Source organism: Pseudomonas ulcerans (assembly GCF_036324125.1).
Classification (GTDB): domain Bacteria; phylum Pseudomonadota; class Gammaproteobacteria; order Pseudomonadales; family Pseudomonadaceae; genus Aquipseudomonas; species Aquipseudomonas ulcerans.
Window position 1 is genome coordinate 36,795 of the sequence record NZ_JAZDQN010000041.1, and the last position, 21,329, is coordinate 58,123.

Here is a 21,329-nt window from a genome sequence, read left to right on the forward strand (position 1 = left end):
GGTTACTCTGCGGTTTGAGCGTCAGTGGCGCAGGCGGGTTTGCCGGCAGCGTATTTAAGGCTTGGATCGACCAGCGCGTCGAAGTGCTTGAGCGCCTCGGAACCGATCAGCAGCGGGTACTGGAAGGCGCTGCGGTCGGTGAGGTTGACTTCGATTTCGCGCAGGGCATTGCCCATGCATATGTTCAGGGCGATCACCGGTCGGGCGGTGTAGGCCTTGCCTTCGTCCGGGTCGTAGTCACCGGCGCGGCGCTTGATCTTGCTGACCCGGGCCAGCGGGCGTTCGATCGGGTGGGAATGGGCGGCGTCGATCGCCAGGTAGAAGCGCACCCACGACTCGCCGTTGCGCTTGAAGCGCTTGATGTCGCGGGCGCTGAGGGAGGCGGTCTTGGCCCCGGTGTCGAGCTTGGCGGCGACCTCCAGGTCGATGTCGCCGAGCCGGGCGTATTCGTTGAGGCCGTAGACAGTCTTGCCTGTCGCCTGGGCCATGACCGGCAACAAACAGAGGCTGAGCAACAGCAGGAGTGGCGAAAGTCTCATAGATCCTGGCGCAATGCTGTGGGGGGTACGGGCAAGGCCACCGGCAATTTCTGCGCTAGCTCCTCGTTGGTCTGGCACAAATAAATGACAGACACATTATCCATGCCGCAAAAAATGAGGCGGCGGCATTCTATCACGCTGACATTCCGGCGCCAGCGCGCCGCCACTGAGACAACGCGCTCGTCCCCGAAGTTCGTTCTTAGACGATTGTCGACAATATTTATTTTGTCTTTGACTCCGCTGGGCGATTTGGCTAGTTTTGTCGCATTGATTTTCAAAGGTGTCGACAATCATGCTGGATACAGCGCAAGCACCGGGAATCGTCCAGGACGAGTCGGAAACCCTTTCCGAAAACGTCTTCCGGCGTATCCAGGCCGCCATCGTCAAGGGCGAGATCGCCCCCGGCAGCAAGATCTCCGAGCCCGAGCTGGCGCGCACCTACGGCATCAGCCGCGGCCCGCTGCGCGAGGCCATCCACCGCCTGGAAGGCCAGCGCCTGCTGGTGCGCGTGCCGCATGTCGGGGCGCGGGTGGTGTCCCTCAGCCATGCCGAACTGATCGAACTCTACGAGATCCGCGAGTCCCTCGAAGGCATGGCCTGTCGCCTGGCCGCCGAACGCATGAGCGTAGCCGAGATCGACGAGCTGCGCCGGGTGCTGGATACCCACGAGCGCGACGCCGCGTTCCAGGCCGGGGTCGGCTATTACCAGCAGGAAGGCGACTACGACTTCCACTACCGGATCATCCAGGGCAGTGGCAACAACACCCTGGTCAAGATGCTCTGCGGCGAGCTCTACCAGCTGGTGCGCATGTACCGCATCCAGTTCTCGGCCACGCCCAACCGGCCACGCCAGGCCTTCGCCGAACACCACCGGATTCTCGACGCCATCGCCGACCGTGACGGCGAACTGGCGGAGCTCCTGATGCGCCGTCACATCGGCGCTTCCAAACGCAATATCGAGCGTCACTACCTGGACGCCACTAGCCCACGAGGTGAGTCATGAGTCAGAAAAGCAGTCCCGGCCAGCGCTTTCGCGACGCGGTAGCCGCCGAGCACCCGCTGCAGGTGGTCGGTACCATCAATGCCAACCACGCCCTGCTGGCCAAGCGCGCCGGGTTCAAGGCCATCTACCTCTCCGGTGGCGGCGTTGCTGCCGGCTCCCTGGGCCTGCCTGACCTGGGCATCACCGGCCTGGACGACGTGCTCACCGACGTGCGCCGCATCACCGACGTCTGCGACCTGCCGCTGCTGGTGGATGTCGACACCGGCTTCGGCGCCTCGGCGTTCAACGTCGCCCGCACCGTGAAGTCGATGATCAAGTTCGGTGCCGCCGCCATCCATATCGAGGACCAGGTCGGCGCCAAGCGCTGCGGCCACCGTCCGAACAAGGAAATCGTCTCGCAGCAGGAAATGGTCGACCGCATCAAGGCCGCCGTCGATGCCCGCACCGACGACAGCTTCGTGATCATGGCGCGTACCGACGCCCTGGCCGTGGAAGGTCTGGAAGCCGCCCTGGATCGCGCTGCCGCGTGCATCGAGGCCGGTGCCGACATGATCTTCCCGGAAGCCATCACCGAACTGTCGATGTACAAGACCTTCGCCGAGCGCGTGCGCGCGCCGATCCTGGCCAACATCACCGAATTCGGCGCGACCCCGCTGTACACCACCGAGGAACTCGCCTCCGCCGACGTCTCCCTGGCCCTGTACCCGCTGTCGGCCTTCCGCGCCATGAACAAGGCCGCCGAGAACGTCTACGCCGCCCTGCGCCGCGACGGCACGCAAAAGAACGTGATCGACACCATGCAGACCCGTATGGAGCTGTACGACGCCATCAACTACCACGCGTTCGAGCAGAGCCTCGACGCCCTGTTCGCGCAGAAGAAGGCCTGAGCCAAAGGTCCTGATTAGCCAATAGCTTCCATAACAAATTCAAGAAAGGAGATATCCCATGGCCGAAGCAAAAGTACTCAGCGGTGCCGGCCTGCGTGGCCAGGTGGCCGGGCAGACCGCACTGTCGACCGTCGGCCAGGCCGGCGCCGGCCTGACCTACCGCGGCTACGACGTCCGTGACCTCGCCGCCAACGCGCTGTTCGAGGAAGTTGCTTACCTGCTGCTCTACGGCGAGCTGCCGAACAAGGCCCAGCTGGCCGAATACCAGGCCCGCCTGAAGACCCTGCGCGACCTGCCTCAGGCGTTGAAGGAAGTGCTTGAGCGCATTCCTGCCAACGCCCACCCAATGGACGTCATGCGTACCGGCTGCTCGGTGCTCGGCACCCTGGAGCAGGAGCTGAACTTCGACCAGCAGCGCGACAAGACCGACCGCCTGCTCGCCCTGTTCCCGGCGGTGATGTGCTACTGGTACCGCTTCAGCCACCACGGCGTGCGCATCGACTGCACCAGCGACGAAGACACTATCGGTGGCCACTTCCTGCACCTGCTGCACGGCAAGAAGCCGAGCGAGTTGCACGTCAAGGTGATGAACGTCTCGCTGATCCTCTACGCCGAGCATGAGTTCAACGCTTCGACCTTCACCGCGCGGGTCTGTGCCTCGACCCTGTCCGACCTGTACTCCTGCGTCACCGCCGCCATCGGCTCGCTGCGTGGCCCGCTGCACGGTGGCGCCAACGAGGCGGCGATGGAGCTGATCGAGCGCTTCCAGAGCCCGCAGGAAGCCGTGACCGAGCTGCTGAAGATGCTGGAGCGCAAGGACAAGATCATGGGCTTCGGCCATGCCATCTACAAAGAGTCCGACCCGCGCAACGAGGTGATCAAGGGCTGGTCGAAGAAGCTGGCCGACGAAGTGGGCGACAAGGTCCTGTACCCGGTGTCCGAGGCCATCGACAAGACCATGTGGGAGCAGAAGAAACTGTTCCCCAACGCCGACTTCTACCATGCCTCGGCGTACCACTTCATGGGCATCCCGACCAAGCTGTTCACCCCGATCTTCGTCTGCTCGCGCCTGACCGGCTGGGCGGCGCATGTGTTCGAGCAGCGTGCCAACAACCGCATCATCCGCCCGAGCGCCGAGTACACCGGCGTCGAGCAGCGCGCCTACGTGCCGATCGAGAAGCGCTGACAGAGATCGAAAGATCACCGCCGAACCCTGTGGAACAAGAGCAGGGATGGCAAGAGCGACGCTAACCCTGTGGGAGCGGGTTTACCCGCGATGACGGTAGTGGATTCACCGGCGCAATCGCGGGTGAACCCGCTCCCACAGGAGAGAGGTGGTGCTCTTGAGAAACCGAACCCGTGACCGAGCCGACCTGAAATGAACACCGAATTCCGCAAGTCCCTGCCAGGCACCGGCCTGGACTATTTCGATGCCCGCGCGGCGGTCGATGCGATCGAGCCGGGCGCCTACGACCGCCTGCCCTACACCTCCCGCGTCCTCGCGGAAAACCTGGTGCGCCGCTGTGATCCGGCGACCCTGAATGCCTCACTGGGCCAACTGATCGAGCGCAAGCGCGACCTCGACTTCCCTTGGTTCCCGGCCCGCGTGGTCTGCCACGACATTCTCGGCCAGACCGCCCTGGTCGACCTTGCCGGCCTGCGTGACGCCATCGCCGACAAGGGCGGCGATCCGGCCCAGGTCAACCCGGTGGTGCCGGTGCAACTGATCGTCGACCACTCCCTGGCCGTGGAATGCGGCGGCTACGATCCGCAGGCCTTCGAGAAGAACCGTGCCATCGAGGACCGCCGCAACGAAGACCGTTTCCACTTCATCAACTGGACCAAGAAGGCGTTCAAGAACGTCGACGTGATCCAGCCGGGCAACGGCATCATGCACCAGATCAACCTGGAGAAGATGTCCCCGGTGATCCACGCCGAGCGTGGCGTGGCCTATCCTGACACTTGCGTCGGCACCGACAGCCACACCCCGCACGTCGACGCCCTGGGCGTGATCGCCATCGGCGTCGGCGGCCTTGAAGCCGAGAACGTCATGCTCGGTCGCGCCTCGTGGATGCGCCTGCCGGAAATCGTCGGCGTCGAGCTGTCCGGCAAGCCGCAGCCGGGCATCACCGCCACCGACGTGGTACTGGCCCTGACCGAGTTCCTGCGCAAGCAGAAAGTGGTCGGCGCCTACCTGGAGTTCCATGGCGAGGGCGCCCGGGCGCTGACCCTTGGCGACCGCGCCACCATCTCCAACATGGCTCCGGAATACGGCGCCACCGCGGCGATGTTCGCCATCGACCAGCAGACCATCGACTACCTCAAGCTGACCGGTCGCGAAGAACAGCAGGTCCAGCTGGTGGAAACCTACGCCAAGGCCGCGGGCCTGTGGGCCGACAACCTGGCCGACGCGGTGTACGAGCGCGTGCTGCGCTTCGACCTGTCCAGCGTCGTGCGCAATATGGCCGGCCCGTCCAACCCGCATGCCCGTGTCGCCACCAGCGACCTGGCGGCCAAGGGCATCGCCGGCGCCTGGGAAGAGGTCCCGGGGCAGATGCCGGACGGCGCGGTGATCATCGCTGCCATCACCAGTTGCACCAACACCAGCAACCCGCGCAACGTCATCGCTGCCGGCCTCTTGGCGCGCAATGCCAACAAGCTGGGCCTGGCGCGCAAGCCGTGGGTCAAGTCGTCGCTGGCACCGGGATCGAAGACCGTCGCCCTGTACCTCGACGAAGCCGGCCTGACCGATGAGCTGGAGCAACTGGGCTTCGGCGTGGTGGCCTTCGCTTGCACCACCTGCAACGGCATGTCCGGTGCGCTGGATCCGCAGATCCAGCAGGAAATCATCGACCGCGACCTGTACGCCACCGCCGTGCTCTCGGGCAACCGCAACTTTGACGGACGCATCCACCCGTACGCCAAGCAGGCCTTCCTCGCCTCGCCGCCGCTGGTGGTGGCCTACGCCATCGCCGGGACCATCCGCTTCGATATCGAGAAGGATGTGCTGGGCGTGGTCGACGGCAAGGAAATCCGCCTCAAGGACATCTGGCCGAGCGACGAGGAAATCGACGCCGTGGTGCGCGCTTCGGTGAAGCCGGAGCAGTTCCGCCAGGTGTACATCCCGATGTTCACCATCGAGGAGGACAAGGGTCCGAAGGTCGCGCCGCTCTACGACTGGCGCCCGATGAGCACCTACATCCGTCGTCCGCCGTACTGGGAAGGCGCCCTGGCCGGCGAGCGCACGCTCAAGGGCATGCGCCCGCTGGCCGTGCTGCCGGACAACATCACCACCGACCACCTGTCGCCGTCCAACGCCATCATGATGGACAGCGCCGCCGGCGAGTACCTGGCGAAAATGGGCCTGCCGGAAGAGGACTTCAACTCCTACGCCACCCACCGCGGCGACCACCTGACCGCCCAGCGCGCCACCTTCGCCAACCCGAAGCTGTTCAACGAAATGGTCCAGGAGAACGGCAAGGTCAAGCAGGGTTCGCTGGCGCGGATCGAGCCGGAAGGCAAGGTCACCCGCATGTGGGAAGCCATCGAGACCTACATGGAGCGCAAGCAGCCGCTGATCATCGTCGCCGGTGGCGACTACGGCCAGGGCTCGTCCCGTGACTGGGCGGCCAAGGGCGTGCGCCTGGCGGGTGTCGAGGCGATCGTTGCCGAGGGCTTCGAGCGTATCCACCGCACCAACCTGGTGGGCATGGGCGTATTGCCGCTGGAGTTCAAGCCGGGCACCGACCGCAAGACCCTGGAGCTGGACGGCAGCGAGCTATACGACGTGGTCGGCCAGCGCACGCCGCGGGCGACCCTGACCCTGGTGATCACCCGCAAGAACGGTGAATGCGTCGAGGTGCCGGTGACCTGCCGCCTGGATACCGCCGAGGAAGTGTCGATCTACGAGGCCGGTGGCGTGTTGCAGCGCTTTGCCCAGGACTTCCTGGAAGGCGTGGCCTGATAGAAAGCGGCAAGGCCCAGGCAGCGAGGTTGGCTGTCCGGGCCTCATCGCTGGCAAGCCAGCTCCCACAGGGTCTGTGTCGCTGCGGACCTTGTGGGAGCTGGCTTGCCAGCGATGGGGTTTCCACACATCGACTGACAGGAACAGACTCAAATGCCCCACGTACCGCAAATCAAGATCCCCGCCACCTACATCCGTGGCGGCACCAGCAAGGGTGTGTTCTTCAATCTCCAGGACCTGCCCGAGGCCGCGCAGCTCCCCGGCGCTGCCCGCGATGCCCTGCTGCTGCGGGTGATCGGCAGTCCCGATCCCTACGGCAAGCAGATCGACGGCATGGGCGGAGCCACCTCCAGCACCAGCAAGACGGTGATCCTCTCGCGCAGCATCAAGCCCGAGCATGACGTCGACTACCTGTTCGGCCAGGTCTCCATCGACAAGGCTTTCGTCGACTGGAGCGGCAACTGCGGCAACCTCTCGGCGGCAGTGGGTTCCTTCGCCATCAGCGCCGGGCTGGTCGACGCCAGCCGCATCCCGGACAACGGCATCGCCACCGTGCGTATCTGGCAGGCCAATATCGGCAAGACCATCATCGCCCGCGTGCCGATCACCAACGGCGAAGTCCAGGAAACCGGCGACTTCGAACTGGATGGCGTGACCTTCCCGGCGGCCGAGGTGCAGCTGCAATTCCTCGATCCGGCGGCCGATGAAGACGGCGACGGCGGCTCGATGCTCCCCACCGGCAACCTGGTGGACCAACTGGAGGTGCCGGGTGTCGGCAGTTTCGAGGTCACCCTGATCAATGCCGGGATTCCAACCATCTTCGTCAATGCCGAAGCCATCGGTTACACCGGCACCGAGCTGCAAGACGCGATCAACGGCGATGCCGAGGCGCTGGCGCGGTTCGAGACCATCCGTGCCCATGGTGCCGTGCGCATGGGGCTGATCAAGCATGTCGACGAAGCCGCAGGGCGCCAGCACACGCCAAAGGTGGCTTTCGTCGCGCCGCCGGCGGACTACCTGTCGTCCAGTGGCAAGCAGGTCAAGGCGGCAGATATCGACCTGCTGGTGCGGGCGCTGTCCATGGGCAAGCTGCACCACGCCATGATGGGCACGGCGGCGGTGGCCATAGGTACTGCTGCGGCGATTCCGGGGACGCTGGTGAACCTGGCGGCGGGTGGTGGCGAGCGTGAGGCGGTGCGTTTTGGCCATCCGTCCGGCACCTTGCGCGTGGGAGCGCAGGCGCAGCAGGTGAATGGCGAATGGACGGTGACCAAGGCCATCATGAGCCGTAGTGCGCGGGTGTTGATGGAGGGCTGGGTGAGGGTGCCGGGGGATTCGTTCTAAAGCCTCTTCCCGGGTTTCAGGGGCGGCGCTTGTCGAGAGATGGGCGCCGCTTTTTGGTTTCTGGGCCTGCTGCGCAGGCCTTCGCGAGCAAGCTCGCTCCCACGGGTTCATCATCTTGTGGGAGCGAGCTTGTCGGTGCGCCGAACCGTCGCGAAGGACCGCAAAGCGGTCCCAAAACCATGCACCACAAAACCAGCAGGCATAAAAAAGCCCCGCTATCTCAGCGGGGCTCCTTCAACGCAGTTGCAGCTCAGACCTGAACAGCCGGGATCTTGGCGTTCGCAGCCGCCTCGCGGAACTCGGCGATCTGGTCGAAGCTCAGGTAGCGGTAGACGTCGGCAGCCATGCTGTCGATGTTCTTCGCGTACTCCATGTACTCCTCGACGGTCGGCAGCTTGCCGATGATCGAAGCGACCGCGGCCAGTTCGGCCGAAGCCAGGTACACGTTGGTCGCGTCGCCCAGGCGGTTCGGGAAGTTACGGGTCGAAGTGGAGACCACGGTCGAACCGGTCTGCACACGTGCCTGGTTACCCATGCACAGCGAGCAGCCTGGCATTTCCATGCGCGCGCCGGCCTTGCCGTAGATGCCGTAGTAGCCTTCTTCGGTCAGCTGGTGGGCGTCCATCTTGGTTGGCGGAGCCAGCCACAGGCGGGTCGGAATGCCACCCTTGACCTTGTCCAGCAGCTTGCCGGCAGCGCGGAAGTGACCGATGTTGGTCATGCACGAACCGATGAACACTTCGTCGATCTTCTCGCCCTGTACCGAAGACAGCAGGCGGGCATCGTCCGGGTCGTTCGGCGCGCAGAGCACAGGCTCCTTGACGTCGGCCAGGTCGATTTCGATGATCTCGGCGTATTCGGCGTCGGCGTCGGCGGACAGCAGCTCAGGGTTGGCCAGCCAGGCTTCCATGGCTTGCGCGCGGCGCTCCAGGGTGCGTGGATCGCCGTAGCCTTCGCCGATCATCCAGCGCAGCAGGGTGATGTTGGACTGCAGGTACTCGGCGATGGCCTTTTCCGGCAGCTTGATGGTGCAGCCCGCAGCGGAACGCTCGGCCGAGGCGTCGGACAGTTCGAACGCTTGCTCGACGGTCAGGTCGTTCAGGCCTTCGATCTCCAGGATGCGGCCGGAGAAGGCATTCTTCTTGCCTTTCTTCTCGACGGTCAGCAGGCCTTTCTGGATCGCGTAGTAAGGAATCGCGTGAACCAGGTCGCGCAGGGTGATGCCAGGCTGCAGCTTGCCCTTGAAGCGGACCAGGATCGATTCCGGCATGTCCAGCGGCATGACGCCGGTGGCTGCGGCGAAGGCGACCAGGCCGGAACCGGCCGGGAAGGAAATGCCGATCGGGAAGCGGGTGTGCGAGTCGCCGCCGGTACCGACGGTGTCAGGCATCAGCATGCGGTTCAGCCAGCTGTGGATGATGCCGTCGCCAGGACGCAGGGATACGCCGCCACGGGTGCGGATGAAATCCGGCAGGGTGTGGTGGGTGGTGACGTCGATCGGCTTCGGATAGGCAGCGGTGTGGCAGAACGACTGCATGACCAGGTCGGCGGAGAAGCCCAGGCAAGCCAGGTCCTTCAGCTCGTCGCGGGTCATCGGGCCAGTGGTGTCCTGGGAACCGACGGTGGTCATCTTCGGCTCGCAGTAGGTGCCCGGACGAACGCCGGTCACGCCGCAGGCCTTGCCGACCATCTTCTGCGCCAGGGTGTAGCCCTTGCCGGTGTCGGCAGGCTGCTCTGGCTTCTTGAACAGGTCGGAAGCGCCCAGGCCCAGTTCGGCACGGGCTTTTTCGGTCAGGCCACGGCCGACGATCAACGGGATACGACCGCCAGCGCGGACTTCGTCCAGCAGGACTTCGGTCTTCAGCTCGAAGGTGGTGACCAGCTCGTCGCTTTCGTGACGGCGCACTTCACCCTTGAACGGGTACACGTCGATGACGTCGCCCATGGCCAGGTTGGTGCAGTCGAATTCGATCGGCAGGGCGCCGGCATCTTCCATGGTGTTGTAGAAGATCGGGGCGATCTTGGTGCCGAAGCAGAAGCCACCGGCGCGCTTGTTCGGAACAAACGGGATGTCGTCGCCGAAGAACCACAGCACGGAGTTGGTTGCGGATTTGCGCGAGGAACCGGTACCGACCACGTCACCGACGTAGGCGACCGGGAAGCCCTTGGCCTTGACCGCTTCGATCTGGGCCAGCGGGCCGACGGAACCTGGCTGCGAAGGCTCGATGCCGTCGCGGGCCATCTTCAGCATGGCCAGGGCGTGCAGCGGGATGTCAGGGCGCGACCAGGCGTCCGGGGCAGGGGACAGGTCGTCGGTGTTGGTTTCGCCAGGCACCTTGAACACGGTCAGGGTGTACTTCTCGGCGATGGCCGGACGCGAGGTGAACCACTCGCCGGCAGCCCAGGAGTCCAGCACGGCCTTGGCATGGACGTTGCCCGACTTGGCTTTCTCGGCCACGTCGTGGAAGGCATCGAACATCAGCAGGGTGCCTTTGAGCTGTTCAGCCGCGACGGCGCCCAGTTCGGCGTCGTCCAGCAGCTCGACCAGGGTGGCGATGTTGTAGCCGCCTTGCATGGTGCCGAGCAGTTCGGTGGCACGCTTGCGGTCGATCAGGGGGGATTGGGCTTCGCCCTTGGCGATGGCGGAGAGGAAAGCGGCCTTGACGTAGGCGGCTTCGTCGACTCCCGGCGGAACGCGGTCGGTGATCAGTTCAACGAGGAAGGCTTCTTCGCCGGCCGGCGGGTTTTTCAGCAGCTCGACCAGGCCTGCAGTTTGTTCGGCGTTAAGCGGCTGGGGAACGATACCCAGGGCTGCGCGCTCTTCGATATGTTTGCGGTAGGCTTCAAGCACAGTCATTACCCTCATCAGTGGTCCCAAATGGGTGTCCGGGACGCTCATCCAGAAAATCCGCACTCATGCGCAAATACGGCTTTTTGAGCCGCGTAGCCAGAGTTGCAGGAAATCCTTACAGAAGCTGCTTTCAAAGTTTTACGCCTGTAGAACGGAGGCTGATGAGGGCTGGTGCGGGACATTCAGGGCTGAATCTCCCGAACCAACGCCGTTCTACCGGATGAACTGTGCTCGTGACGCTTTGAAAACAGCTTCTAACGGACATTGGTGCCTAAAAAGGCGGTGTGATTCTACGGCAATTTACGGATAAAGGTAAGGCGACGGCGAAGACTTTAGCGGGTGACCCTCGTTAGACAAAGGGCTAACATGTCCGCCTGTTTCGCTGCCACGCTGTCGATCTGCCCATGTCCAATCAGTCCATCAAGACGCCTTGCGTCGGCCTCTGCTCCACGGTTTACGGGGATACGGTGTGCCGCGGCTGCAAGCGATTCCACCACGAAGTGATCCACTGGAACGGCTACAACGACGACGAGAAACGCGCCGTCTGGCTGCGCCTGGAACAACTGTTGGTGCAGGTGATGACGGCCAAGCTGGAGGTGTTCGACGTGCAGCGCCTGCGCCAGCAGCTGGAGCAGCGCAAGATCCGCTACGTGGCCCATCAGTCGGAATATTGCTGGGCTTATCAGCTGATCGCCCGGGGGGCGCGGGTGATTCGCGAACTGGAGGCCTATGGGCTGGTGCTGCTGCCGGAGTTTCGTGACTGGGAGCTGCCGGAGCTACGGGATGCCATCGATACCGAGTTCTTCCTGCTCTCGGAAGCCCATTACCAGCGCTATATCGCGCCGGGGTTCCTCAAGGATGCCCTGGGCGGCAGGTAGTTCGTCCGCTGCCACGGCGTTTTTCCGGGGCTCTTGTATGCTCATGGAACCACTCGGGCAGACATGAAACAGACCGGCAGTAGTTTCAGGTTCAGGGAGACTGACGATGAACACTGCGGGCCCCGCCACCCATCGGCACACGCCGACGCTGCAAGCCTTCGACGCCCGTGGACTGAAGGTTCGCGATGTCGCCTATCTTCGTCTTCCCGATGATCCGCAGACTACCAGCCTGATTACCCGGCATCGCCATGACGCCCGTGGCTTCGCTCTGTGCAGCAGCGATCCGCGGCTGCATGGGTTGGGTCTGTGGAATGTGGCCTGGCACACCGATCTGGCCGGGCAGGTCCTGTGCACGCGCAGCAGCGATTCCGGGCTGGCCCTGGTGCTGCACGACGCCGCCCGTCGACCCAGCGTGCAGTTCAGCCATATCGACGTGCGCGAGGACGGTAGCGAGGATCATGACGGCGCCGTCGTCCGGACCTGGACCTATGAGGAGGCGACCCTGCGTGGCCGTCCATTGAGTGTCATCGACCAGGCGGCTGGCGACGGTGATCGGGTCGGCGAGCGCTTCGTCTATGCCGGGAGCGGCCCGCAAGAACAAATGCGCAACCTCGCCGGCCAATGCGTGGAACATCATGATCCGGTTGGCGTGGTGACCACCGAGCAGTTGGCGCTCGGCGGTGGTGTGCTTGCGCTGACCCGGCATCTGTTCGATGGCATCGATGAACGCCACTGCACCACCGTGACCCGTGCCGACGCTACCGGTGCGCCGCTGTCCATTACCGATGCGGCAGGCCACCGGCAGCGCTTTGCCTACGATCTGGCAGGCCAACTGGCGGCCTGCTGGCTGACGATCAGGGACGCGGGGGAAACGCGGCTCGCCGGCCCACTGACCTACAACGCTGCCGGCAACCGGCTGCGGGAAGTGCATGGCAACGGTGTCGAAGTGAACTATCGGTACGACGCATCGACCCAGCGGCTGGGCGCCATTCGCATCGAGCGTCCGCCTGGGCACCCACTGGGTGCTGAGCTCTTGCAGGAGCTGCATTACGAGTACGATCCCAAGGGCAACGTAACGCGGGTGCTGAACCAGGCCGAGAGCCCGCGCTTCTGGCGCAACCAGCGGATCCTGCCGGAAAACACCTGCCTGTACGACAGCCTGTGCCAACTGGTTCGCTCGACGGGGCGGGAGATGGCGATTACCCGCTGGCAGGGCGCCAGTGCCACGGTACTCGATGGTGATGTCCTTACGGCCTACATTCGCGACTACCGCTACGATCACGGCGGCAACCTGACTCAGATTCGCCACCATTCGCCGGCTGCTGCCAGCTACACGACCGATATCACGGTCAGCGATCGCAGTTGCCGCGCGGTGCTGGAGACCCTGGCAAGTAGCCCACAGCAGGTGAATGCCCTGTTCACTGCTGCCGGAGGCCAGAGGTGGCTGCATCCGGGCCAGCCGTTGCAATGGACGCCGCGGGCCGAGTTGCGTGGCGTAGCGCTGGTCAGCCGGGAGGATGGCACGGTCGACAGCGAACACTATGGTTACGACGCCGACAGCCAGCGGCTGTTCAAGCACAGCGTACAGAGCGTCAGTGGCGGCCTGCGCAGTCGGCGTGTCGTCTATCTGCCTGGGCTGGAACTCAGGGCCACCCATCACGGCGAGGTGCCAGACGAAGCCCTGCAGGTCATTTGCGTCGGCGGAGAGGGGCGTATCCAGGTTCGTGTGTTGCATTGGCAACAGGGCAAGCCGGCGGGCATCGATAACGATCAGTTCCGCTACAGCTACACCAACCTGACCGGTAGCTGCGGCCTGGAGCTGGATGGGCAAGGCGCGCTGATCAGCAGCGAGGAGTTCTATCCCTATGGCGGGACCGCTGTGTGGACGGCACGCAATGCCATGGAAGCGAGCTACAAGACGCTGCGCTACTCGGGCAAGGAGCGGGATGCCACCGGGCTGTATTACTTCGGCTATCGCTATTACCAGCCTTGGGCGGGGCGCTGGTTGAGTACAGATCCGGCGGGACGGGTGGATGGTCTGAATCTCTATCGCATGGTAGGCAACAATCCAGTGAGCTTTTTCGACGTACAGGGGTTGATGAGGCGGGCGTGGCCAGCCGATGAATCATCCGCGATGCAATTGCCTTGGCCGGTGCTGGCGAGCGGTCTGGCGCAGTTTTCTTCGCTGGAACGGCATCAGGTAACCGAGGCACTGCAGGAAGCCAGCGACATCTTGACCAAGGTGATACAGCCGAGGCCGTTGCCAGCGGAGGAAATGCAGGTCTGGTTCGGTCCCGGGAGCAGTCTGATAGCGCCGCAGGTTGTTCGGACGTGGGAGGCCATTGGCCAACTCGCCTCCGAGTATGCAACGCCTTACCCTGGTCATGCGAAATTCCACAGAATCCAATCGGGCGTACAGGGTTCTACGGCTCTGGTCATCAGGAATGAAAACGCGGGCCGGATGTTTATCGACGATATGTTTTTCAGCGGCGAGGTGCACACGCTCCGAGCATGCACACTCATGCATGAGCTCTCCCATTTGAGACGAGTGGCGAATATCAATGCGATCGGTCCGGGTACGCAGGACTTTTTCTATCTCTCCCATCTAAATGCGCGCGATCACTCGGACGATTCCGTCAACAGGGGGAAGATGGTGCCGGGACACTTCCTCGACAGGGCCGGGCTGTTCAATGAAATCGCCATGTCCGAGGCGCTTTCCATCATAGAGGCCGACGATGACTCCATGGTCTTCAATTATCGGAGAACAAGGCAGACCATGGACCTGTTTGAAGCCACCAACCTGTTCAATATCGAACCGTCGTTGCGGGCCAGGGTCGCGGCAAGGAACGCCGACAGCATTGCCTACTCGGCCAGGTCGATTGCCGCGCTGCGTTGACCGCACTGTCGGCCGGACATCCTCACGGCCGACAGTTCGTTGCTTCAGCCCTGGGCCAACTCGTTCAGATGAGAGGCCACCGCCGCCGTCTTCAGCACCAGCACGTCGCTTTCCAGCGAATCCAGCACCACCTCCGCCGTATTGCCGATCAGCGCCCCGGTAATCCCGGTCCGCGCCACCGTGCCGATCACCGTCACCACCGCATCCAGCTTGCTCGCGGTGTACGGAATCAGCACGTCCGCCGGCCCTTCGGCCACGTGCAGGCGTTCATCGGTGATATCGAACTCGGCCTGGAACGCCGCGCATTCCTCGCGATAGCGCGCCTCGATGGTTTCCTTCAACTGATACACCGGATCCGCCGCCGACAGCATCGGCGACGGATGGGCGCTGATCACGTGCAGGTCGCCCTTGGCCAGGCCGGCGATGGCGTAGCCGTGGTCGATGATGTCGCCGTGCAGGACGCGGTGATCCTGGTCGTTGTTGCCCACGTCCACCGCAGCGAGGATCACCCCGCCGGTCCAGGGCCGCTCGGTCTTGACCATCAGCACCGCTGCCGGGCACAGGCGCAGCAGCTTCCAGTCGCTCGGGGTGAGCAGGGCTTTCTTCAACGGGTTGTCCGGGCGGTGCTCCTTGATCACCAGCTCGCAGCCCTCGGCCTGCTGCACGTCGATGATCGACTCGTGCAGGGTGTCGTGCCAGGCCTGTTCGAAGGTCACGTTGTCGTAGCCATCGTCGTGCAGCTGGCTGCACAGCAGGCTGAGCAGGGCGCTGTGGTCGTGCTTGCGGTCGCACATCAGCAGGTGCAGGCGCGCGCCGGTGGCACCGGCGATGAGTTTGGCCCGGGTCAGGGCGCGGCTGTGGGCGTGCTCGGGATCGAGGACCACCAGGATGCTGCGGACGGCTTGCATGAGCATGAACTCCCTTGGGGAAATGACGAGCAATGCCTGACTATAGTCGGCGGTCCGGACGATGCGGCTTGATGCATATCAAAGCATAGTCACTGGTGATCCCGGCCTGCGCCGGTATAATCGCCGCCCCTGTCGTCCTCATGCCGTTTGTGAATCATGGAACCCATTCCCGAAATCGAAGCCTTCCTCGGTTGCCGCACCCCCGATGCCTGGGTGCAAGCGGCGCTGGCCGACCAGGAAACGATGCTGATCGACCACAAGAACTGCGAGAAAAAGGCGGCAATGCAACCACGAAATCGGAGAAACCATCATGCTGCCTGAAATTCACGATTTCCTGGCCTGCCGAACGCCTGATGCATGGGTTCAGGCTGCTCTTGAGCAGCAGGAGGTGATGCTGATTGACCATAAGAACTGTGAGTTCAAGGCTGCCAGCACTGCCTTGAGCTTGATCGCCAAGTACAACACCCACATCGACCTCATTAACATGATGTCGAGGTTAGCCCGCGAAGAGCTTGTGCATCATGAACAGGTGCTGCGCTTGATGAAGCGGCGTGGTATCCCGCTTCGTCCCATTTCTGCGGGCCGCTATGCCTCGGGGCTTCGAAAGGTGGTGCGTGCCCATGAGCCTGCCAAACTGGTGGATACGCTAGTCGTAGGGGCTTTCATTGAGGCACGCAGTTGCGAACGGTTCGAGTCGTTGGTACCACATCTCGATGAAGAGCTTGGCCGGTTCTATCACGGCCTTCTGAAAAGCGAAGCACGGCATTTCCAAGGCTACCTGAAGCTGGCCTATCAATATGGTGATGACGCCGATGTGGCTAAAACGATTGAGAAGGTGCGTTCGGCAGAGGCTGAGTTGATCAACAGCCCAGATTGCGAGTTCAGATTCCACAGTGGCGTACCTACCTGACTCCGTTTTCCCCGGTTAGGTCACTGCACTGTCCCTTTTTTAATCACAACGGTGATACCATCAAACCGCTTGGCTGGCGTGCTGATCGAACTGCGTAGCGGTGTCGAACCCAGTGTGCCCAGCGGCAGGGTCGTCTCATATGATGGCGCTGTCCGGGTCGCGTCCGAGATTGCAGTGAATGCATCAAGGTCTCCCGAAGGTAGGAAGGTTCGCCCGACTGCTATGTTGTATGCCGGAACTCCCACGAATGAAGTATCGGGGGCTCATCGGACGGTAGATAGCTTTAATTTCAGGGCGGGGCTTCGTGTGGGGCCGCATGGCGTGTCGCTGTCGGGCGCTCTCAGCGTTTGCTGGAGGGCTTTCGAGGCGAGGTTGACGGCAACCTTCAAAAAGGTAGCATTACCAAAGTGGAGAATAGTGCCGTGAATCAATCGTCATGCAAAAACGTGCCAATGTGGCATCCGGGGTGTTTGCCGTAGTGCTGTGCACCTTCTGCTTGGCTGGCGTGCTGATCGAACTGCGTAGCGGTGTCGAACCCAGTGTGCCCAGCGGCAGGGTCGTCTCATATGATGGCGCTGTCCGGGTCGCGTCCGAGATTGCAGTGAATGCATCAAGGTCTCCCGAAGGTAGGTAGTCCGTCTAGCAGTTGGGGTAGGTTTGCCGGTGAGCCCCAATGAACAGGACAGCGGGGATACATGGATGGTTGATCTCTTTCTGCAAGTTAGAAAAATGAAGACTCTTCAGAACGCTTGGCGTGTAGTAAAGTCAAGTGCGCAGTTTTCTTCATCTGAGGAAATTCGTAATAGCTCAAATGAATTCGAAGCTGACTCCATCTCAAATCTGCGTCGTATCCAGGCGCGTTTGAAAAGTGGTTCATTTGTTTTTAAACCTCAGAAAGGGATAGCGAAAAGGCGTGAAGGGAAAGACCCAAGGCCTCTGGTTATATCACCAATTGAAAATCGCATAGTGCAAAGGGCAGTGCTTGATGTGTTGCAAGCACATGTTTCATATGTTGATTCGGTTCTAAGTGTTCCGACTAGCTTTGGCGGGATCAGAGGGAAGTCTGTCGAGGCTGCGATTATTCGGCTTAAGCAAGAGTTTTCCTTGGGGGCGAAATTTTATGTTCGCTCTGATATTCCTAGTTTTTTCACGAAGGTAAATCGTAGCTTGGTGCTTAATGAGATGCGTAAGCATGTGCCAAGTGATGATTTCTTTCGTTTGTTTCAGTCTTCGATTGAAACAACTCTTTCAAATCTGACGGATTTAAGTCGTCAGAGGCTGGCGGAGTTTTTTCCTATTGGTATGGATGGCGTTGCCCAAGGGTCACCTCTTTCGCCCTTGGTTGCAAATCTGTATTTGGCTGAATTTGATCGTGAAATGAATTCGGCTGGCATAACGTGTATTCACTATATTGATGATTTTGTCATTCTTGGCTCCACAGAAAAAGATGTTTCTTCTGCATTCAGGCGTGCGTCCGCAATCTTGAAGCGGGTAGGGCTCAACGCTTACTCACCGTATGAAGCAAGTGATAAGGCCTCCCATGGGCGTGTTTCTGATGGTTTTGATTTTCTAGGGTGCCAAGTAACCCCTGGTCTGGTGCAACCATGCAAGAAGGCTAGGGGGAATTTGTTATCCAAGATTGATGATGAGATCAGGCAGGCAAAATATGCTGCGAAGCACATTATTGATGGTGGGGAACTGTTTGCTGTTGGCTGCTACGCCCAAGCAGTGACGAAAATTAACAGAATTGTCTGGGGTTGGGGGAAGTCATTCTCATTTTGCAATGGCGAGCAGTTGGCTAGAAGCCTCGATGAGAAAATATCTGAAAAGTTGAATCAGCTTGAGCTGGAAATAAAACGTGTCTTGGTTGGAGCTGACTACCGGATGCGTCAGAAGGTGATGGGTGTTAGCTTGCTGGAGGATATGTTTCGACAGGAAGACAAGGCCTGATGGTTAATGGGGCCCCAATAGGGTTTAGTGCTAAAAATAGGGTGGTTTGATTTTATACTACCCACCCCGCCATATTTCAATGAATTCACTTGTTCCATAGCCGCTTCACAGTGCTCAGGCTAACTCCCAGGGATGATGCAGTTTCTGACTGACTGTTACCTTGGGATTTATATTTCTTAACCTGCTCTGTTGACGCCGCGATTGGTCGGCCTAGCTTTTTACCTTGGGCTTTTGCGCGATCGAGCCCCGACGCCGTTCGCTCAATCAACAGGTCTCTTTCAAACTCTGCAACAGCGGCAATAACACTCATTGTCATCTTTCCTGCCGGGCTGGTCAGGTCAACGCCACCCAAAGCCAAGCAATGAACCTTGATTCCCAGGTTGGCTAGGTTCTCGACGGTTGTGCGTACATCCATTGCATTACGGCCAAGTCGATCTAGCTTTGTAACTAGTAAAATGTCTCCAGGCTCCATTCGCTGCATCAATGCAGTGAAGGCTTTTCGGTCGCTAGTGGGTATGCTGCAGGAAACGGTTTCTGTCACTACCCTGAAGGGTGCAATCTCAAAGCCTGCGGACTTGACTTCCTCAAGTTGGTTGTCAGTGGTTTGGTCGGATGTGCTCACACGAGCGTATAGAAATGTCCGGGACATGGTGTTGTTATTTGGTCTCAAAAAGGTGGTCTCATAATATATCGTGGTGTCAGAAAGGCAAGGCTGGTTTTTGAGCCTGGTTCTGTGGTGCAACTGTACAGGGTCAAAAACGGTCGTTTAAGACACCAGACTTGAAGGGTGCTGGCCATGGGCTATCGTTTGCTCGCCACCATCCAACGAGGAACACATATGGCGCTTTACAAAAACGGGGGGCTGTTAGCTCACTCCACACACGAAGCCTTTGATTCAACCCACAGCCCTGGGACGGCAGCGCCCCACCCAGGTATCTACCGTTGTACGGCTTGTGGTGATGAGATAGCGATGGCCGGAGGGCATACGTTGCCTCCGCAGAATCATCGTCAGCATGACCCGAATGCAGGACGAATTGCCTGGCAGCTATTGGTGTTCCCAGTGCAGGCGTAGCGTCGCGCTAAAGGGTTAAAGGCTTGGGGTGGTGTTGTTCATTAGCAACTCCACCTCACTTATCAGTTGGGTAGGGGAGCAGGATAGAGCGCTCGCAAGCTTGAATAGGACCGTAATCGTCGGTTGATGGATACCGCGCTCGATCAGGCTGACGTAGTTGCGTTGGATGTCGGCTTCGTAGGATAGCTGCTCCTGCGTCAAACCGGCCTCCTTTCGTTTCTGCCGCAACACCTTCCCGAAAGCTTCCCCGATCTCCACGTTCCTGACTCCGGCCTAAAAGCCAGTCAATGTCCGGGATGGTCGTAGGAACGTCTTCACAGTATACTGGTAATTTCTCCTTCTCTTGATGAGGTCGTGCTTTGAAAACCTACGTTGCTCTGTTCCTGGCAGCCATCAGCCTGCCAACTGCTGCGGTCGCTGGGGTTTGCGCTTTCGAGTTCGGGCTTGTCTGGTCTATCAGGCAGGCTACAGGTGTTGGTGTCCTGGTATGCTCTGCGATTCTTCTATTCGCTTTGATCATGTTCCTATGGGGTGCGCCTGCGATGAGCAAGCGGCTTAGTTTGCAAACGATTGAGCCACGTATGTAATTGGACTTAAGGACGAGTCATGAAATTCAAAATGGCTGCTGTACTGACGTTTGTTTCCGTAGCCGCAAATGCGCAAGGTTTCACGTCCGGCGATGGTTCGGTTTTCAATGACCGACTACAAGAAATGCTTACCTCCACAGGTTGGAATTTTAAAGCAGCAACCAATGCTGGGCTCGTTGCTGATGAGTGGCGAGTCAACCAAGCTGCTGCCCGGCTCAAGTACGGGGTGCCAAAAATCTACTACGGTCGCGTAGATAAGGTTTTGGTAGACAATATGGGAACGTACTTCGTAGTTGGGGCTGGGACACCGCGTGCAGTCACTGTAGTTCTGGAACGCTTTCAGGCTGGGCCATGGGAGCAGAAGTATGATCAGTTCTTGCTGACTGGCATGCAAAGTAGTTTGGAGTTTGCTTCACAGGTGAAACCTGGGGCGAATATGTACTTTCAGTGCGGACGCGCTGAGTTTGGACTAGGCGTGTATTTGGTTAATTGCCTAGCATTTTCCCCGCAGGTTGCGATGAAAGGGGTTGTACCCCAGATATCCCGTGGTGTTGATGTCGCCAGCCATTTCGATGAGTTGATCAAAGCACGAGCAGCAGAAGGCTGGGCACGTCCGCCGTCTGCTCGCCCCGGTCTTTCCGTGAAACTACGAATTTCGATGTTGTCAGACGGCACAATTCGAACGGTGGCTGTAGAGAAGGCCAGTGGCGATCATGCCTACGACCAGTCCGCCGTCAATGCAGTAAAGAACATCGGAGTTCTTCCAGAAGTGCAAGAAATGTCACCTGGGGAGTATTCCAATCATAGCAGTTTCAGTATTGTGCTTACGCCACAGGACTTGACGTTTTAAATGGTCCTGTAGGCGCCTTGATGGTGTTTTGGAGTGTGACCTGTAGGGGTGCCAAGGGCTGCCCCATAAAGTCGCTCAAATCGCACGCAGTGCTGCTTAATGGGGTGTCTTCATTGGTAGGTGGATTAAGTTTCGGCTTTCCATCCGCCCGCCATTGAGATAATGAAGATGTAACTGATCGGCTTCCACTCCACATTTGATGTCTACACAATTTGGACCTTGTCTTGGCGATGTAGCTCATCCATTCAAAGTAGCGATCTTGGTCGTGCCGCGTGATTAGATAGTTACCATACCGGTCGTGGGTTGGCGGGATTATCGAGTAATCCGCCAGCCTGCCCGATTTTTTCAGTTCAGCGTGAAGGTGGTGCAAACTGTAAATCCTATCCTTGCTGTCGTCTATCACCAATGCATGGTGATGGTGCACGCCCGTGTTGTCAGTTTCGCATACAGTAATTCGTGGTGGGTTGTAGCTAGACTTTTGTACGAAGAAATTTCGAATGTGTGCGCTGTACTCCGACAAATTCATCGAGTCAGTGAAACGGGTCCGAATATGGAAACCCCTGGGGGTTTTTAGATTGCCTGGGTTCATGAACGTAAGAATATACAGTGCTTCTAGGGATGCTCTGAATTAGCCGGATATTTTCCGGCTATTGGGAGGTCAGTCCCTCTGAATGCCAGCAGCCCACCGAA

At 60.3% G+C, this 21,329-nt stretch carries 16 protein-coding genes; 11 read left to right on the plus strand and 5 right to left on the minus strand.

The window, feature by feature from the left end; all coding sequences use genetic code 11:
- Positions 1 to 2: 2 nt before the first annotated feature.
- Positions 3 to 539, minus strand: a complete 537-nt coding sequence (gene rloA, locus V0R59_RS25935) for a retropepsin-like aspartic peptidase RloA (protein ID WP_330074708.1) — start codon at positions 537 to 539, stop codon at positions 3 to 5.
- Between the two features lie 292 nt (positions 540 to 831).
- Between rloA and V0R59_RS25940 the strand changes: the two genes are divergently transcribed.
- From V0R59_RS25940 to prpF, 5 genes are all read left to right on the plus strand, one after another.
- Positions 832 to 1,542 carry a GntR family transcriptional regulator gene (locus tag V0R59_RS25940; protein ID WP_330074709.1) on the plus strand — a complete coding sequence of 237 codons (711 nt, stop codon included), beginning with the start codon at positions 832 to 834 and terminating at the stop codon, positions 1,540 to 1,542.
- Positions 1,539 to 2,429, plus strand: coding sequence for a methylisocitrate lyase (gene prpB, locus V0R59_RS25945; protein WP_330074710.1), 891 nt, complete (start codon positions 1,539 to 1,541; stop codon positions 2,427 to 2,429). The genes V0R59_RS25940 and prpB overlap by 4 nt, the downstream gene beginning before the upstream one ends.
- Positions 2,430 to 2,487: 58 nt before the next feature.
- Complete coding sequence (prpC, locus tag V0R59_RS25950; RefSeq protein WP_330074711.1) at positions 2,488 to 3,615, plus strand: bifunctional 2-methylcitrate synthase/citrate synthase; 1,128 nt, start codon at positions 2,488 to 2,490, stop codon at positions 3,613 to 3,615.
- A 192-nt stretch (positions 3,616 to 3,807) separates the two neighbouring features.
- A complete protein-coding gene (acnD, locus tag V0R59_RS25955) occupies positions 3,808 to 6,393 on the plus strand; it encodes a Fe/S-dependent 2-methylisocitrate dehydratase AcnD (protein ID WP_330074712.1) in 2,586 nt (861 codons plus the stop codon).
- A gap of 153 nt (positions 6,394 to 6,546) precedes the next feature.
- Complete coding sequence (gene prpF, locus V0R59_RS25960) at positions 6,547 to 7,737, plus strand: 2-methylaconitate cis-trans isomerase PrpF (RefSeq protein ID WP_330074713.1); 1,191 nt, start codon at positions 6,547 to 6,549, stop codon at positions 7,735 to 7,737.
- A gap of 250 nt (positions 7,738 to 7,987) precedes the next feature.
- Here prpF and acnB read toward each other — a convergent pair whose 3' ends face one another.
- A complete protein-coding gene (gene acnB, locus V0R59_RS25965) occupies positions 7,988 to 10,588 on the minus strand; it encodes a bifunctional aconitate hydratase 2/2-methylisocitrate dehydratase (protein ID WP_330074730.1) in 2,601 nt (866 codons plus the stop codon).
- A gap of 404 nt (positions 10,589 to 10,992) precedes the next feature.
- Here acnB and V0R59_RS25970 point away from each other — a divergent pair, with 404 nt between their 5' ends.
- The gene (locus tag V0R59_RS25970; protein WP_330074714.1) at positions 10,993 to 11,466 is read left to right on the plus strand and encodes a DUF1289 domain-containing protein; all 474 of its coding nucleotides are present in this window, start codon (positions 10,993 to 10,995) and stop codon (positions 11,464 to 11,466) included.
- A gap of 106 nt (positions 11,467 to 11,572) precedes the next feature.
- Positions 11,573 to 14,362 carry an RHS repeat-associated core domain-containing protein gene (locus V0R59_RS25975; protein WP_330074715.1) on the plus strand — a complete coding sequence of 930 codons (2,790 nt, stop codon included), beginning with the start codon at positions 11,573 to 11,575 and terminating at the stop codon, positions 14,360 to 14,362.
- A gap of 44 nt (positions 14,363 to 14,406) precedes the next feature.
- On the opposite strand, the gene V0R59_RS25980 is transcribed toward V0R59_RS25975, so the two are convergent.
- Positions 14,407 to 15,270 carry a universal stress protein gene (locus V0R59_RS25980; RefSeq protein WP_330074716.1) on the minus strand — a complete coding sequence of 288 codons (864 nt, stop codon included), beginning with the start codon at positions 15,268 to 15,270 and terminating at the stop codon, positions 14,407 to 14,409.
- Positions 15,271 to 15,426: 156 nt separating this feature from the next.
- Between V0R59_RS25980 and miaE (V0R59_RS25985) the strand changes: the two genes are divergently transcribed.
- The 3 genes from miaE (V0R59_RS25985) (at position 15,427) to V0R59_RS25995 (ending at position 18,130) form a co-directional block, all read left to right on the plus strand.
- Complete coding sequence (gene miaE / locus V0R59_RS25985) at positions 15,427 to 15,591, plus strand: tRNA isopentenyl-2-thiomethyl-A-37 hydroxylase MiaE (RefSeq protein ID WP_375547366.1); 165 nt, start codon at positions 15,427 to 15,429, stop codon at positions 15,589 to 15,591.
- Positions 15,581 to 16,180: a tRNA-(ms[2]io[6]A)-hydroxylase gene (gene miaE, locus V0R59_RS25990; RefSeq protein WP_330074717.1), complete on the plus strand. Its 600-nt coding sequence runs from the start codon at positions 15,581 to 15,583 to the stop codon at positions 16,178 to 16,180. The genes miaE (V0R59_RS25985) and miaE (V0R59_RS25990) overlap by 11 nt, the downstream gene beginning before the upstream one ends.
- A gap of 699 nt (positions 16,181 to 16,879) precedes the next feature.
- Entirely contained in the window at positions 16,880 to 18,130 is a 1,251-nt protein-coding gene (locus V0R59_RS25995; RefSeq protein ID WP_330074718.1) for a reverse transcriptase domain-containing protein, read from the plus strand.
- 85 nt (positions 18,131 to 18,215) lie between these two features.
- On the opposite strand, the gene V0R59_RS26000 is transcribed toward V0R59_RS25995, so the two are convergent.
- Positions 18,216 to 18,779 carry a recombinase family protein gene (locus tag V0R59_RS26000; RefSeq protein WP_330074719.1) on the minus strand — a complete coding sequence of 188 codons (564 nt, stop codon included), beginning with the start codon at positions 18,777 to 18,779 and terminating at the stop codon, positions 18,216 to 18,218.
- 438 nt (positions 18,780 to 19,217) lie between these two features.
- On the minus strand, positions 19,218 to 19,460 hold the full coding sequence (locus V0R59_RS26005) for a helix-turn-helix domain-containing protein (protein ID WP_330074720.1): 243 nt from the start codon (positions 19,458 to 19,460) through the stop codon (positions 19,218 to 19,220).
- 348 nt (positions 19,461 to 19,808) lie between these two features.
- On the opposite strand from V0R59_RS26005, the gene V0R59_RS26010 reads away from it, so the two are divergent.
- Positions 19,809 to 20,639: a cell envelope integrity protein TolA gene (locus tag V0R59_RS26010; RefSeq protein ID WP_330074721.1), complete on the plus strand. Its 831-nt coding sequence runs from the start codon at positions 19,809 to 19,811 to the stop codon at positions 20,637 to 20,639.
- Positions 20,640 to 21,329 lie beyond the last annotated feature (690 nt).

Coding starts and splice junctions, on each gene's coding strand:
- V0R59_RS26000 (WP_330074719.1), bottom strand. CDS start 18,779: ATGTCCCGGACATTTCTATACGCTCGTGTGAGCACATCCGACCAAACC.
- V0R59_RS25940 (WP_330074709.1), top strand. CDS start 832: ATGCTGGATACAGCGCAAGCACCGGGAATCGTCCAGGACGAGTCGGAA.
- miaE (WP_330074717.1), top strand. CDS start 15,581: ATGCTGCCTGAAATTCACGATTTCCTGGCCTGCCGAACGCCTGATGCA.
- V0R59_RS25980 (WP_330074716.1), bottom strand. CDS start 15,270: ATGCAAGCCGTCCGCAGCATCCTGGTGGTCCTCGATCCCGAGCACGCC.
- V0R59_RS25970 (WP_330074714.1), top strand. CDS start 10,993: ATGTCCAATCAGTCCATCAAGACGCCTTGCGTCGGCCTCTGCTCCACG.
- acnD (WP_330074712.1), top strand. CDS start 3,808: ATGAACACCGAATTCCGCAAGTCCCTGCCAGGCACCGGCCTGGACTAT.
- V0R59_RS25995 (WP_330074718.1), top strand. CDS start 16,880: ATGGTTGATCTCTTTCTGCAAGTTAGAAAAATGAAGACTCTTCAGAAC.
- rloA (WP_330074708.1), bottom strand. CDS start 539: ATGAGACTTTCGCCACTCCTGCTGTTGCTCAGCCTCTGTTTGTTGCCG.
- prpB (WP_330074710.1), top strand. CDS start 1,539: ATGAGTCAGAAAAGCAGTCCCGGCCAGCGCTTTCGCGACGCGGTAGCC.
- prpC (WP_330074711.1), top strand. CDS start 2,488: ATGGCCGAAGCAAAAGTACTCAGCGGTGCCGGCCTGCGTGGCCAGGTG.
- prpF (WP_330074713.1), top strand. CDS start 6,547: ATGCCCCACGTACCGCAAATCAAGATCCCCGCCACCTACATCCGTGGC.
- V0R59_RS25975 (WP_330074715.1), top strand. CDS start 11,573: ATGAACACTGCGGGCCCCGCCACCCATCGGCACACGCCGACGCTGCAA.
- V0R59_RS26010 (WP_330074721.1), top strand. CDS start 19,809: ATGAAATTCAAAATGGCTGCTGTACTGACGTTTGTTTCCGTAGCCGCA.
- miaE (WP_375547366.1), top strand. CDS start 15,427: ATGGAACCCATTCCCGAAATCGAAGCCTTCCTCGGTTGCCGCACCCCC.